The 13,892-nt window shown below is 59.1% G+C and carries 13 protein-coding genes; 8 read left to right on the forward strand and 5 right to left on the reverse strand.

Going from position 1 to position 13,892, the window contains the following annotated elements; translation table 11 throughout:
* Positions 1-55: 55 nt before the first annotated feature.
* From BUB60_RS09345 to BUB60_RS09355, 3 genes are all read left to right on the forward strand, one after another.
* Entirely contained in the window at positions 56-1,096 is a 1,041-nt protein-coding gene (locus BUB60_RS09345) for a uroporphyrinogen decarboxylase family protein (RefSeq protein ID WP_073078079.1), read from the forward strand.
* Positions 1,097-1,260: 164 nt separating this feature from the next.
* Positions 1,261-2,325, forward strand: a complete 1,065-nt coding sequence (locus BUB60_RS09350) for a hybrid sensor histidine kinase/response regulator (RefSeq protein ID WP_073078081.1) — start codon at positions 1,261-1,263, stop codon at positions 2,323-2,325.
* 365 nt (positions 2,326-2,690) lie between these two features.
* Positions 2,691-3,935 (forward strand): MFS transporter, encoded by a 1,245-nt coding sequence (locus BUB60_RS09355; protein WP_073078083.1) that lies wholly within the window; start codon positions 2,691-2,693, stop codon positions 3,933-3,935.
* On the opposite strand, the gene BUB60_RS20125 is transcribed toward BUB60_RS09355, so the two are convergent.
* On the reverse strand, positions 3,901-4,386 hold the full coding sequence (locus BUB60_RS20125; protein ID WP_207650765.1) for a CPBP family intramembrane glutamic endopeptidase: 486 nt from the start codon (positions 4,384-4,386) through the stop codon (positions 3,901-3,903). The genes BUB60_RS09355 and BUB60_RS20125 overlap by 35 nt on opposite strands.
* A gap of 677 nt (positions 4,387-5,063) precedes the next feature.
* Here BUB60_RS20125 and BUB60_RS09365 point away from each other — a divergent pair.
* The 5 genes from BUB60_RS09365 (at position 5,064) to BUB60_RS09385 (ending at position 9,475) form a co-directional block, all read left to right on the forward strand.
* The gene (locus BUB60_RS09365; RefSeq protein WP_073078087.1) at positions 5,064-5,327 is read left to right on the forward strand and encodes a hypothetical protein; all 264 of its coding nucleotides are present in this window, start codon (positions 5,064-5,066) and stop codon (positions 5,325-5,327) included.
* Positions 5,324-5,650 (forward strand): hypothetical protein, encoded by a 327-nt coding sequence (locus BUB60_RS09370; RefSeq protein ID WP_073078089.1) that lies wholly within the window; start codon positions 5,324-5,326, stop codon positions 5,648-5,650. The genes BUB60_RS09365 and BUB60_RS09370 overlap by 4 nt, the downstream gene beginning before the upstream one ends.
* A 2-nt stretch (positions 5,651-5,652) precedes the next feature.
* Positions 5,653-6,765, forward strand: a complete 1,113-nt coding sequence (locus tag BUB60_RS09375; protein ID WP_073078092.1) for an SUMF1/EgtB/PvdO family nonheme iron enzyme — start codon at positions 5,653-5,655, stop codon at positions 6,763-6,765.
* A gap of 143 nt (positions 6,766-6,908) precedes the next feature.
* Positions 6,909-8,960 (forward strand): ArnT family glycosyltransferase, encoded by a 2,052-nt coding sequence (locus BUB60_RS09380; RefSeq protein WP_073078095.1) that lies wholly within the window; start codon positions 6,909-6,911, stop codon positions 8,958-8,960.
* A 38-nt stretch (positions 8,961-8,998) separates the two neighbouring features.
* Complete coding sequence (locus tag BUB60_RS09385) at positions 8,999-9,475, forward strand: GtrA family protein (RefSeq protein ID WP_073078097.1); 477 nt, start codon at positions 8,999-9,001, stop codon at positions 9,473-9,475.
* A 91-nt stretch (positions 9,476-9,566) separates the two neighbouring features.
* On the opposite strand, the gene BUB60_RS09390 is transcribed toward BUB60_RS09385, so the two are convergent.
* The 4 genes from BUB60_RS09390 to BUB60_RS09405 all read right to left on the reverse strand — a co-directional run bounded on the left by BUB60_RS09390 (position 9,567) and on the right by BUB60_RS09405 (position 13,748).
* On the reverse strand, positions 9,567-10,769 hold the full coding sequence (locus BUB60_RS09390) for a substrate-binding domain-containing protein (protein ID WP_073078100.1): 1,203 nt from the start codon (positions 10,767-10,769) through the stop codon (positions 9,567-9,569).
* Positions 10,770-10,796: 27 nt separating this feature from the next.
* Entirely contained in the window at positions 10,797-11,834 is a 1,038-nt protein-coding gene (locus BUB60_RS09395; RefSeq protein WP_073078102.1) for a uroporphyrinogen decarboxylase family protein, read from the reverse strand.
* A gap of 191 nt (positions 11,835-12,025) precedes the next feature.
* Positions 12,026-12,430, reverse strand: coding sequence for an aconitase X swivel domain-containing protein (locus tag BUB60_RS09400; RefSeq protein WP_073078105.1), 405 nt, complete (start codon positions 12,428-12,430; stop codon positions 12,026-12,028).
* Between the two features lie 4 nt (positions 12,431-12,434).
* On the reverse strand, positions 12,435-13,748 hold the full coding sequence (locus tag BUB60_RS09405; protein ID WP_073078107.1) for an aconitase X: 1,314 nt from the start codon (positions 13,746-13,748) through the stop codon (positions 12,435-12,437).
* Positions 13,749-13,892: the final 144 nt, after the last annotated feature.

The raw sequence follows: 13,892 nt of genomic DNA on the forward strand, positions 1-13,892 counted from the left end.
GCGGATGCCGACGAGGGCTATCAAGGTCACGAAAAAGGATTAAGGAGAGAGCACAGTGGCGAAATCCAAACTGACGCCGAAGGAAAACTATCTGCGCCTGACGCGCGGCGAGCTGCCGGAGTACATACCCGTCTACACCATGGGCTTTCCCGGCTACAACAACGAGACCGCCGTTAAAATGCTCGGCCCTTCCCTGCTGGACGAAACGCACATCACACCCGCGCCCACAGGCCGGACCGACGTCTGGGGTGTCAAATACATCGCGAATGAAGAGACGAATTTCGCCTGCATTCCCGAGCCCAACAATTTCATTCTGGAAGACGTCACAAAATGGCGCGACGTCATCAAAAGGCCGCAGCTTCCGGAACATATCGACTGGGCGCAGCTGGCCAGGCGCGATATGGAAAAGGCCGGTATCGACCGGTCGCAGACGGCCGGGATGGGCGTCATCGGCTTGATGCCCTTTCAGCAGCTTATCGCCTTTATGGGCTTCACAAACGGCCTTATGGCGCTTTTTGAGGAACCCGAGTGCGTCAAGGAGCTCTTAAACTTCATGGTCGACGTGTATATGCCCGTCGTGCAGGCCACGGTGGATTATTACGCCCCGGATATCGTCTATCTGCTGGACGACACGGCCACCAACCACAACCCCTTTATCTCGACCGAAATGTACCGCGACATTTTAAAGCCTGTTTATGCGCGGCTGACGAAGCCCGCCGTCGAGCGGGGCATCCCGGTGCAGTTCCACAACTGCGGCCGGTGCGAGGACTTTATCGACGACATGCTGGATTTCGGCGTAAAGATATGGGACCCTGCCCAGCAGACAAACGACCTGGACGGCATCAGGAAAAAATATGCCGGAAAGCTGGCCCTGGCGGGCTGCTATAAGTGGGTCCCGCCCAGCACCTGGCCGGACGTGAATGAGGCGGCGATCCGCCAGACCGTCCGGGACTGCGTCGACCGGTTCGCCCCCGGCGGCGGCTTTGCCTTCAGCGGCGCCGCACTGGGCCGGTATGGGGATAAGACCATCGCGCAGGTCAACCGGTGGATCGCGGATGAGGCGTATCACTACGGCAGGGATTATTATCTCCAGTAATCCTCCCGGGAATTTTCAGGAAGAGAGGGCCTGACGCGCAGAAGAGATTCTGCCGCCAGGCCTTTTGTCTTCCTTTTTATATATATTTATAAAATATTTGACATTTTTCCAAAATAATTGTAATATTCGCGTTGGAAGCCCCAACGCCAAATCAGAGGATGAATATGCTGCTGAAAATCGATCACCTGCGTGTTTTGATTTTAGGAAACAGGAGCCCGGATTATGAGAACATCCGACAGCATCTGTCGGATGGCTTGCATTGTCCGGTCTTTTTTGATTCGGCGGCAGTCTGTACCGGCCTCGATGTGTCCGCGGCGGGCCGGGAGTATCACGTTATCCTCGTTGACGGCGCGCTGCCGCCGCCCGGCGGGCCGGACATTATAGGCCGTGCCGCCGCGTCCGGTATTCCGGTGGTCTATCTCGTCGACGCCTTTAAATTCGATGTTTCCATAGAGCTGATCGACAGGGGCGTCTCGGCCTGCATTCCGAAGGACGAGCCCGACCGGCTCGCCGCCGCCGTCTACAAAATGCTGGCCTGGGCCCGGGCGGAGACCGCGCTGCGGGATTGCGTGCGCCAGGCGCTCCGGCTGTTGTCGGCGCTGGAAGACGCTGACCGGCATAAGTATGACTTTATAAGCGCCCTCTCCCATGAGCTGCGCAACCCGCTGGCGTCCATCGTCGCCGGCCTCTCCCTGCTGGATATGCTCGACCGGAATCCGACTACCAGAAGGACGAAGGACCTTATGCGACGCCAGACGGAGCGGCTGCGCCGCCTGGCGGACGGGCTTCTCACCCTGGCGCGCGCCGCCGGCAATCAGGACGAGGCGCCGCGGGACCATGAGGCACCGGAAAGCATATCTTCAAAGCCGCTGCGGATTCTCCTGATCGACGATAACCGCGACCTTGTCGAGACGAGCCGCGCCCTGCTGACGCTTTACGGGTATCACGTGGCGGCCGCGTATACCGGCGCGGACGGCATTGAAAAGGCCAGGGAATTTCTGCCTCACGTCATCCTTTGCGATATCGGGCTCCCGGATATGGATGGGTACGAGGTGGCGCGGCGGCTCGCCGGATGCAGGGAGCTGGCGGGCAGCCGCCTGATCTCGCTGTCCGGCTACGCCCAGCCCGCCGAGCTGAAAGAGGGCGCTGCCGCCGGCTTTGACCTGCACATCAGCAAGCCCGTGGATTTTGAGCGCTTAAAGCAAATCCTCGACGCGCTCATCCAATAAGCCCCGCGCCAAAAGGACACACGTCGGAAGTAAAATTTTCCGGTGTGTGTCCTTTTGGCTGTCGATAAAGCCCGTCGGGCTTTATCCGACAAGGGGATGCATGCAGCGCGCTCAGCCGCGCCCCGCATGAGAAGTGTCACTCCGGAGGCGCATGTCCTCCTGCGCGACGATTTTGGATTTATTCGCCGCTCCGGCGGCAAACTCTGCGAGGCTTCCCTCTTTGTTGCGGGTCCTTCGACAAGTTGGGGACACACGTCGGAAGTAAAATTTTCCGGTGTGTGTCCTTTCTATTTCGTAAAATTTGGATTATAGTTATGTTAATAAAAAATAATGATGGTCGGCGTATCATCCCTGGAGGCTTTGTCATGGAAACAACTCTGGCAGCTCCCGTGAAAACAACGATCTGGAACAGGAACTTTATCTGCGTCTTCATCGCCAACGCCATGCTCTCGCTGACGCACTCCGCCGTCAACACACTGGTCTCGACCTACGCTACATATCTGGGGGCGGGCACGCTGCTTATGGGCCTGCTCACCGGATTATTTTTCGGCGTCTCCCTGGCCATGCGCCCGGTAACGGGCCCTGTGTCCACAAAGCTCGACAAACGGACGCTGATGATTTTCGTCTTCGCCCTGGGCGGCGTTGTGAACATCGGCTACGCGTTGTTTCCCCACATCGGCATGTTCGTCTTCTTCCGGTTTTTCCACGGCATGCAGTACAGCCTCGTCGGCTCGCTGATCATGACGGTGGCGGGCGACAGCCTGCCCAGGGAAAAGCTCGCCTCCGGCATGGGTATTTACACCGTCGGCGGCACCGTGATGTTCGCCATCGCGCCCAGTATCGGCATCGGACTTTTGAATCTCGGCACGCGCCTTAAGGATCAGGGCCTCGGCTTTGAGCTCATGTTCTTCTTTGGGGCCGCCGCGTCGCTTCTGGCAGTGATTCCGAGCCTTCTGCTGCTGCCCGACAAAAAGACGAAGGCGGAGATCGCCAGCACGGGCGCCTGGTATAAAAACATCCTGACCGTCCACGCCATCCCCACCGCCGTCGTCATCACGTTGGTCTGTGCCGCCTATTCCCTCTATAACAACTATATGGTCAAGTTCGCCGCCGAGAAAGGCATCGCGGGCATCAGCATCTTCTTTACGGTTACCGCCGCCTTCACCTTTTTTTCAAGGCCGCTCAGCGGACGGCTCGCCGAAAGGTTCGGCATTAAAAAAATCATGATCCCCTGCCTGATCGTTTACGCCGCCTCATTCATCGTCGTCGGCACCAGCAAGGGTCTTGCATCGGTCCTCGTCGGCGGCGCTCTCGCCGCCGTCGGCTACGGCGCCACCCAGCCGTCCCTCCAGGCCATGGCCATTCAGACCGTGACCCCGTTAAAACGCAGCGTCGCCAGCAACACCCTCTACGCCGGCATCGACCTCGGCTTCTTCGTCGGCCCCTTCCTCGGCAGCGTCGTCTATAAGTACTCCAATTACTCCGTCATGTACCTGACCGGCATTGTGCCGGTCGCGCTGGCCATCGTCTGCTTCCTCGTCTTCTGGCCGATGTACGCCCGGCGGCTGAAGGAGCTCAGGGCGCTGGAGGGGGATTCTGGGGCGGCGTAGATATTTCCAGGCTGCTTTTTGATTTCATCAGCAGATAAAAGGCCGCGATCGTCATCATGGTGCCGCGCACAGCGTAAATAATAACCGTTTCTTTGCCTGACGCCAGCATTTGATATGTAAAAAAATCAAAAAGGCAATGGAAGATCATGAGCGGAATGATATTTTTAGTCATCAGCGCAATTTCCGCGGCAACCCATCCGAACAAAAAAGCATTGAGTATCGAAAGCAGCACCATAACAGGATTGCTTTCCACAAACGCCCCCGAAGCATGACCGCCGCCGAAAATAAGCGCGGACAGGAAAACCGCCCCAAGCGCGCTGAAATTTCTGCGGAGAAGCCTTAGAATAATACCGCGAAAATACAATTCTTCCGCTATGCCCACCCCAAGAGTAAACAAAAGCGTTGCCATAATGTAGCCGGCGTTGGATAAGTTAACGCCGGCTATCATCATGGGCGCCAATATCGCCATCAGCGGGATATAAAACAGGCATTTTTTTACGCCTTTTTTATCGATCCCCGCCAGCCATATTTCTCTCGGAGAAATCCTCTTAATTTTGCAGTATATGAAAGGGACCACCGCAGAAATATACATAAATGCCGCCTGGATAAGTCTCGACGTGACCGCATCCGCCTTGCCCGCGACAACAATGACGCCGGAAACAACGGGAAAGGCAATGACGACAAGCGCCCATATCAGCGAAAAAATAATTGCTTTGGTTTTCTGCATACAAATCCTCATAATTCACACAGCTACGCTATCAGCCGCAACATTCATTTTCTCTTGCGTTTTTTCCCGCACGTGGTAAGTATGGTCACCAAAATAATAATAAACGCGGCAGGCGGGGAGTGCTGCAACACTCCCCGCCCTGTGCAGGATGCCAAGACATCCGTACAACAACTCCGCTGTACCATACCTGTATTATAAAGCTCCTTCCTCATTTTGACAAGACCTTATAATCTTGTGCCATAGACGTCGTCCCACATCACCGACAAAAGCCCTGCCGAGCAGAGCTTTTATTTTGTATTGGTCGGTGCGCATCAATTCAACGAATCATTTATTTACGCGCTGCCGCCTAAATCTGGTGTATAATGAACGCAGGAATAAAATAGCAACAGGAGGTAACGCCCGTGGATTTCAAGCAGCGCGTCGGCACGGTGACGCTCACGAACACGAAGCAGCATCCGTTCAACGATTCCCGGCAGACAATCGCCCTGGCATCCTCGCTGCAAAATCAGGATTACACCGTTATCACGGAGGTGCTCGACGCCGCCGGCGACGTGGGAGACGTCGTCGTTTCGGACAGGGCCGTCAACGGCTTCAAGCTTGCCTTTACAGGCTCGGCGCCCCGAGCGGTGGTCCGGTATCACGTCATGGGAGGTGCTGCCGGATGATCGTCCGATATAAAAACGACGGGACCTATGTGCCGTATGCGCTGTCGGGCGGCGTGCTGTCGTTCAACAACGGCGCGCTGACGGTGGACTTGCCGGCGCAGGCGCGCGACTGGCCTGTCCAACTCGATATCAGCGAGAACCAGGACGGCGCGCTCGTTCTGGGTCCGGCGCGCCGGTATGTGGCGCAGGTCGGCATCCCCGCGCGGATCACCGCGATCGAAAAGGGCCCGGCGGACGCTTTCGGCTTTCCGCAGCTGAAAAAGGTTACCGCGCCGACGGACACAGCGCAGGTCGTCCTGACGCTGTGGGCGCTGGAGGTGTAGCTATGGGACGGTTTGATGAAGCGCGTTTTGCCCTGGAGGCTATGAGCGGCGGGAAAAACACACTGCTGATGGACGACATGGGTCTGCCCTCTGTCATGGTGCGCATCCCCTGCTTCCGCTGGTCGGAGGTATATGAGGAGGGCGAGGATACGGTCTGCTCGGCCTTCATCGTGGACGGCAAGGTGAAGGATTCCATCTACATCAGCAAATACCTGAACGTCGTCGAGCGGGGCCGCGCCTATTCGCTGCCGGACCGCGACCCGGCGCACACCATAACGATCGACGACGCCCGGGAGGCCTGCGCCCGAAAGGGCCCCGGCTGGCACCTGATGTCCAACGCCGAATGGGCCGCCCTCGCCCACTGGTGCCGGAAAAACGGTACCCTTCCACGGGGGAACACGAACGCCGGGCGGGACGTGACCGCCGTCCACGAGCACGGCGTCCTCGCGCCGCCCTCCGGCATCGGCGCCGGCAAGCATCCCGAGGCGCGCACCCTCACCGGGAGCGGGCCGGACGCCTGGAGCCACGATTGGACCGCCGCCGGCATCACCGATCTTGTCGGCAACGTGTGGGACATGGTCTCGGGCCTGCGCCTCGTGGACGGCGAAATTCAGATCATTCCCGACAACGACAGCGCCATGAACGTGGATGAGAGCGAAAAAAGCCCGCTCTGGCGGGCTGTCGACACAAGCGGCAATCTCGTCGCCCCCGGCAGTCCGAACACCTATAAATACGACGGCGTCAACCCCGGAAGTCCGGACGATACCGCGCCCTTGGTGCCGGGCGGCGTCCGGCTCGGCACCTCCGTTCGGCAGCCGCAGTACACCGGTCCCCGGACCGACGCGGATTACTTTGCCTGGACGATGATGCCGTTCCGGTCCATGGCGGCGGACGTCGCGCCCCATGTCCTTTTAAAGGCGCTGGGGCTCTATCCCCTGTCGGAGCGGCTTGGCGGGGATAATTTCTTTGTCCGCAATTACGGCGAAAGGCTGCCCCTGCGCGGCGGCTCCTGGCTGGACGGCGCCTCCGCCGGGCTTTGGGAGCTCTATCTGCGCGATTCCCGCAGCTGGATTTTCCCCGACGTCGGCTTTCGCGCCGCCTACGTCGAGCTATAACGGCCAACCGCCGATTGACGCAGGCCGGCCCCGTCTCCTGGCTCAGGGGGCAGTGCTTTATTCACGAATTTTTCATAGTGCGGCCATCGACAGTTCACACTATATCGTCATAATGCTGCCATACTGCGCTTGGAGTGACCCATATGAAAGCGCTTGCCGTCCATAAAATCGGACTTCCGTCTTTAAAAGAGCACTGGCACATGTATGCGCTGGCCGCCATCGCCCTGTTGTCCTTCGGCATGAATTTCCTGCTGATCGGCAAGGTGGGCTATGGCAACGCGTATTACGCCGCGGCGATCCGGAGCATGACGGAGAGCTTTAAAAACTTCTTCTACGTTTCTTTCGACCCCGCCGGCTTCGTCTCGGTGGACAAACCGCCGCTGGGCTTGTGGGTGCAGGCGCTGTTTACGCTTGTCCTGGGCTATCACGGCTGGGCGATGCTCCTGCCGCAGGCGCTGGCGGCCGCCGGCGCCTCGATCATGATGTACGTCCTGACGGCAAAGTATTTCGGCCGCCCCGCCGGGCTCCTGGCGGCCCTTGTCTTTGCCCTGACGCCCGCCGTCGTGATTGCGGCGCGCAACAACACCATGGATACCCAGCTTGTCCTCGTCCTGCTGGCCGCCGCGTGGTTTCTCCTTAAATCCATCGACACCGCCAAGTGGCGGTATCTCTTCCTCTGCGCCCTGTTCGTCGGTCTTGGCTTCAACATCAAGATGCTGGAGGCCTATATGATCTTGCCGGCCGTGGTGCTGGTCTATCTGGTCTTCGACAGGCACGCATTTATAAAGCGCCTCGCCGCCGGCGCCGCCGGGCTCGTGATCATGCTTGCCGTCTCCTCCGCCTGGGTTCTGGCCGTGGACCTCACCCCAGCGGACGCGCGCCCTTACGTGGGCAGCTCCTCAGATAACACGGTTTCCCAGCTGATCCTCGGCCACAACGGCCTGGAGCGGCTCTACGGCTCCGGCGGCGGGACAGGCAGCTTCGGCACCACCCCGAAACGCGCCGCCTCCCGTCCGGCGCAAAACGCGGCCCGCACCGCAACGGACAGCACCGGCCGTATTTTCGCCGCCGTCAATCCCGACAATCCGCCCGCAAGGGTGAACGGCGCCACCCTGGCCCCCGGCCCCTGGATGGCGTTTATGGGCCGGGCCCCGCTGACCGGCGCGGTCGGCGGCGGGAACGATATCGGTATGGCAGGACCCTTCCGTCTCTGGTATAATGGTTTATTCGGACAGGCCACCTGGCTTTTTGCCCTGGCCCTCTTCTGTATCCTTATCCGGTTCGGCAGCTTCAACCGGAACAGCCTGACGGTACGGAACGCCGCGTTTATTTTCTGGATCGTCTGGCTTGGGGCAGTATCCGCTTTTTTCAGCTTTGCCAGCTTCTGGCACCGGTATTATCTCTGCATGCTCGCGCCCGGCCTCGCCGGCCTCGTCGGCATCGGGCTGCCGGAAATGCTCCGCGCGTTCCGGGCAAAAAGAGGCTGGCGGCAGCTTCTCCTGCCGGCGGCGCTCCTGGGCGCCTTTGTGCCGGAGATTCTTTTCGTCTGGCGCTATGCCGCGCTCAGAACGTGGCTGGCGCCCTTGATGCTCGCCGCGGCCGCCGGCGCACTGGTCCTCATGGCCGTGTATTATATCCGGCCAAAAAAGCTCATATTATATGTATCCTCCGCCCTGACGCTCCTGGCCCTGCTGGCCGGGCCCTTCTACTGGTCCCTGACCGCCATCCTTTACGTGGAGCAGAATTCGACGCTGCCCTACGCGGGGCCGGAGCTCCAGGCGGCGCCGAGCCGCGGCATCACACGGAACCAGGAGGTATTGACGACGGGCGACAGCGGCACCGCCGCCCTTGAGCGGTATCTTGTGGCCCACTACAAAACGGGCAGCTGGCTCGTCGTCTCCCAGCGCGCGGACGACGTGGCGCAGTTCATCGTGGACACCGGCCTGCCGGCGGTGGCGTACGGCGGGTTTCTGGGCTCGGACAACGCCATGACGCTAAACCGGCTCAAGGAGCTTGTCGCCGGGGGCAAAATCACATATTTTCTGGTCACCGGCCAGTCCGGCGGCCTGCGCAATGATATTGAAGACTATGTCCGCCAAAACGCGGCGCTCGTCAGCCCCGAGGCGTATCTGGGGACGCTCAAACCCGGCGGCGGCAACGGCATCGGCGGCGACGCGCTGTATTTCTTCGGCTGAATAATTCGTCTTTGCGGGCGGAGCAACAGGAGACCATTATGCTGCATTTCATCAGGTCCATCAGCAAAAAAGACATCCGGCAATTTCTGAGCTACATCATCGTCGGCGGCGCGGCCACCCTTGTGGAGTGGGGGCTCTTCTGGTGCTTCGTCTATCCCCTGAAGTGGAACCAGAACATCGCCCTCATCGTTGCGTACGCGATATCGACGATGGCCAACATGCTGCTGGGCAGGCTTATCACCTTTCGGCACGCGCGCGTCGTGGGCGGCGGCAGCTCCCGCGCCCTGAACGCCGCCAAGGAGACGGCCCTGATCTACCTTGTCAGCGCCGTGGGCTGCGGCCTGAACCTGCTCTTCCTCAATCTCTTCACAGAGGTGTTCAACATGAACTCCATGATGGCCAAGGTGCTTGTCACCGGCATGATGCTGATCGTGAATTTTCTGGCCAGGAAGCTCGGCATCTACCGTGAGAGCTTCAAGCCGGCGCCCGGCGCCGGAGCGGACCAGGAGCACTAACGGCATTCATCTGATAAAGGCAGCATAAAGCGGTACTGCGCGCCGGCAATCGGCGCGCAGTACCGCTTTATATGGATAAAAAAGGAGGACGTTAATCAGGGTAGGGCAGCGGAGCCCCGGCCAGCTGCGCGTATTTGTTGAAGTACTCTTTGTAGGTGTCCTTCGTCACCATGGTAGTCTCCGCGTTGTAGAACGTGTATTGATCGCCGGGGGTTCTCATATCGGGCCACAGGCTCTCAGGCGTCGCCTTGCCGTCCATCAGGGCAATGAGGGCGCTGATGCAGGGCGCCGCATAGAGGTAGTTGGAAATTGCCAGGCACGATTTCCAGGGACCGTCATAGCTTGTGTCCCATTCGGAGGTCAGGATATCGCTGCCGACATCGGTGATCAGCACCCTCTTGTCGATGCCCATGGTTTCGGCGGCGCGGGCAACGCCCTGCGCGTACATTTCCACGCAGTTGGCGGAGAACCAGTACTTGACCTCCGGATGCGCCGAGAATGTGGCGGAAGCCATATTAAAGGCGGTATCCTGCGAAAAATCGGAAATCATATCCAGCTCGAAGACGCCGGCGTTCTTGGGTAAAAGCTCATTGAACTTGGCTTCGGCGGCGGTAAAGCGGTCTTTCAGGTCCGAGTTGGAGGAGGCGTTCGTATCCAGGAGCGCGATCTGCGTGGGATCGATATCGCCCCAGTATGTCTTATAGTTATCATAGAGCCACTGGACCGTTTTCGCCGAGGCGAGCTTTGAGTCGTTGCCGACAGCGGGCATGACCTCGCTGCCCGTAGTTTTATCTCTCACGGAGTTGCAGAAGCCGACGTACGGAATATTCGTCTCATCCAGGACTTCTTTTATACGTACGGACGTATCCGCGTCAACAACGACAATGAACCCGTCGGCTTTGCCCTGGTCCGCGAAGGTCTGGATATTCTCGACAAATTTATCCATGTCGCCTTCCGTCGTCGACGTTGTCAACTTGTTATAGTTGAGCTGTGATGAGTATATGTTAAAGCATTCCTCCATCTTCTGGAACAGCAGGAGTGTGAACGGATACATATAGACAATGTTGTAGGTCTTTCTGGAAGCAGGGTCAACGCCGTCGGAGAACAGCCCCAGCACGTCGGCGTTCTTCGAAAGATCGGGGTATTCCGCCGAGGGAGAGGCCGAGGCTCCGGCAGTGTCGGAGGGCGACGGGGCCGCCGAGCCGGAGGGAGAGGAACCGGTGTCCTTTGTGGCGCATGCAAAGAGCGAAACGGTCATGAGCAATGCGAGAAATACCGCAATTACCTTTTTCATAATTTCCTCCTTTTATTTTTAGGACGCTTACTTTATGTAATAATCTCTGCCATACATGTAGGCCTCTTCGCTCATCCACGCGTTGACCTTTGAGATGGTCGTGTCGTCGTATTTGCCGAGAGCCATGGCGAAGTAGGCAAAGCCGCCGTCCGGCGCATACTTGTCGATGCAGTCTCTGACCGTCTGCCGGATCTCCTCCTCGTCCACATCTGGCCAGGAGGCGGGCGGTACCCAATTGTACCCGCCGGCGATGGCGATCTTTCTGCCGTACTTTTTCTTGACGCCGTCCAGATCGTTCATCGTCTGGGCCGGGTCCCATATCTTCACGCCGAAGTCCAGCATGTCGTCCAGAAAATCCTCGCAGCGGCCGCAGTTGTGGAACTGCAGCGGTATCCCCCTGTCCATGGCCGGCTTTGCCAGGCGCATATAGACCGGCTTCAGGATGCTCCTGTACAGCTCCGGCGAGATGAACGGGCTGAACGCCGTGGCCGTATCGTCCAAAAGGTACAAAAGGTCCACGTCGTAATGATCCACCGTCGCCTGCACGATCGGCATATACACGTCCACCATGAAATTCAGCAGCTCCGCAAAGATCTCCGGCTCCTCGTAAATCGCCATCAGCCCGTTGCTGAAGCCCATAAAGGCGATGATCTGCTGGAACGGCATCAGCCCGATGACGCCCATCGCCGCGGATTTGGCGCGGTCAAGCCCGACGCGCTCGCAGTCCGCCTTCGCCAGCTTCTCCCAGTCCACGTCCGGCAGCTCCGGTTTTTTGATCACCTCATGCCATTTTGTGATATCGTCCAGGATAAAATTGTTCGGCTCCGGGATACACGCAAAGTTCGTCTCCTGGTTGGCGATGTACTTGACGCCCCAGATATCGTAGCGGCCGGTGGGCGCCGGCGTGATATGCGTCTCGTCAAACAGCGACGGCCCGACGATCTTGCAGGCGACCTCGTCGTTGTAGCCCGGAAAGCCCATGGTGTAGATCGGCACGTATTCCGGCAGCTCTCCCCTGGTCAGGCGCAGATAGTTCTCCTTTGGTGACAGTTTCGATTTCGGCACAGTCTTTTCCCTCCAGATTCACGCTTTTATTTTTTGATGGTTACTTCAAAATATTTCCAAAAATGTGCAGCCGCCCGGCAGATACTGAGCGGCTGCTCAACATACAGCCTGACGCCTTGTGCTCTCAGGCGCCTTTGGCGCTCCGCCGGGTCCGGCCGGGCGAAACCGCTGCCGGAAACCATCCTTGATAGCTAATCTTTTTTCGTGATCTCTATATACCCCTCGTCGGCGTTGACGAGCACCGTGTCGCCCGTCTCGATAAACGCCATGGGGTCCTGCTCAAAATCCGTCATGCAGGGGACGTGGGCCGACAGGGCGCACAACACGGTAATGGGACTGGCCACCGTGTGTACAAAGGCTGCCGGCTTCAGCGGGCCGAAGCCGTACATCATAAATCCGCCCGAGCCTCGCGGCGAGGGATAGACGAGGACTTTGCCCGTGTAAGGCACCTTAAACAGCGGATGGTTCCGCTCCGTGGTGCAGCCCCTGCCAGGACTCACGTTGGCAAAGCCCTGCAGCGGCATCGGCGACACCAGCGCCTCCGCCTCCACGCAGCCAGGATATTCGCAGCGGCCCTTGATGCGTATCTTTTTCATGCCCTTACCTCCATTCCCCGTGCCAGCGGCCCGTCAGCGCCGCGTCGATGCAGTCGTCCGTGGACCCGTAGCAGACCTGCAGCCTGTTCTCGTCGTCCGGATAGCACCCCGTGATGTAATACGCCTGCTTCGCCGTGTCCACGGCCAGGTTCCTGACACCCTCCGGCACGGCCCCCATCGCCGCCAGGCACGCCCCCGACATGAGGAGCGCCCCAGCGTCCGCCAGGACCTTGGCATAGCCCAGGTTCTTCGCCACGTCGTACAGCCACGGCGCCGTCATGATCCACAGCGGGATTCTGCACCTTTTGCCCTCCAGCTTCCGCGCCAAAAGCATCACGTCCACGATGTTCAGGTGCGGGCAGCCCAGGTATACCATGTCCACATTGTCGCTTGTGTGGAAGTTCAGCGTGTCGTACGCCTTTTTTAATTCTGTTTCGCCGATGAGCGTCTCACGCTTCGGCTTTTTGCCCCCCAGCGCCCACTCCAGCGTCGGCGCCTCCGGCGTGCTCCCCGGGATGTGGTACATGCTCACACCGCCCCCCGTGTGGATGGCCGAGTTGAGCTTCTGGTACTGCGTCGTCGTGGGTTTCCCCGTCCCCGTCAGCACCGGCACCTCGCACGCCACGTCCGCGCCCACGGCAAAGCCGAACACGTCCCACTCCATATCCGTTTGGATCAGGCGGTCCGTTTTCACCAGCACGGTGCCGTACCTGTTCTCGGTGATATGCATGCCGTAGTAGGGCGCCTTGCCCAGAAAGCAGGTGGCGAAGGTACCGTCAAAGTTCGTGCGCGCGCCAAGCACCGCGTTGCAATAAGGGATCTGCGAGCTCTCAAACCAGGAGCAGTGCTGCCCCACGGAGGGCAGATACGTCATGGTGAGATAATTGGCGCAGGAGTGGGAGGTCATCATCCCCATCTTCCTGTAAAGCCTGAAGAAGTCCTCGTGCAGGGCCTTTTCATGAAACGCCGGGTCGTCCTGCCTGTTGTCCCTGTTCTGATAGGAGCAGATGTTGCAGTTTTCCCAGCCGTGGATCGGCGCCTGCTCCGGGAAGGGGGACTTGTTGGCGAAGGTGGGAATCTTGAAGTACGCCCCGGACGCCGCCAGCTTTTCCAGCTCCTCCAGGGAGAAGCCGTAAAAGGGCGACAGCTGATTGCCCGGCGTGTGCAGGTCCCCCGTGCCGTCCAGGTCCACCAGCTTTTCCGCTCCGGCGATCTCGCACATCTCCACCAGATACTGCATGCAGACCTGCGGGATGGCCCCGTCTCCGCCGTCGAGTACGCGTTTTTCTTCGTCCGTTAATTTGACCGCTGTACCCATCTATTTCTCTCCCCCGATGACGACGACGTTTTTCAGTGCCCCCTTCAGGGAGTCCTCCAGGGCTTCCTTGATCTGGTCCAGGGTGAACCGATGGGTCAGAAGGCTGTCGATATCGATCATGCCCTTGCGGTACATGTCCATGTA

It is taken from the genome of Sporobacter termitidis DSM 10068 (genome assembly GCF_900130065.1).
GTDB lineage: Bacteria > Bacillota > Clostridia > Oscillospirales > Oscillospiraceae > Sporobacter > Sporobacter termitidis.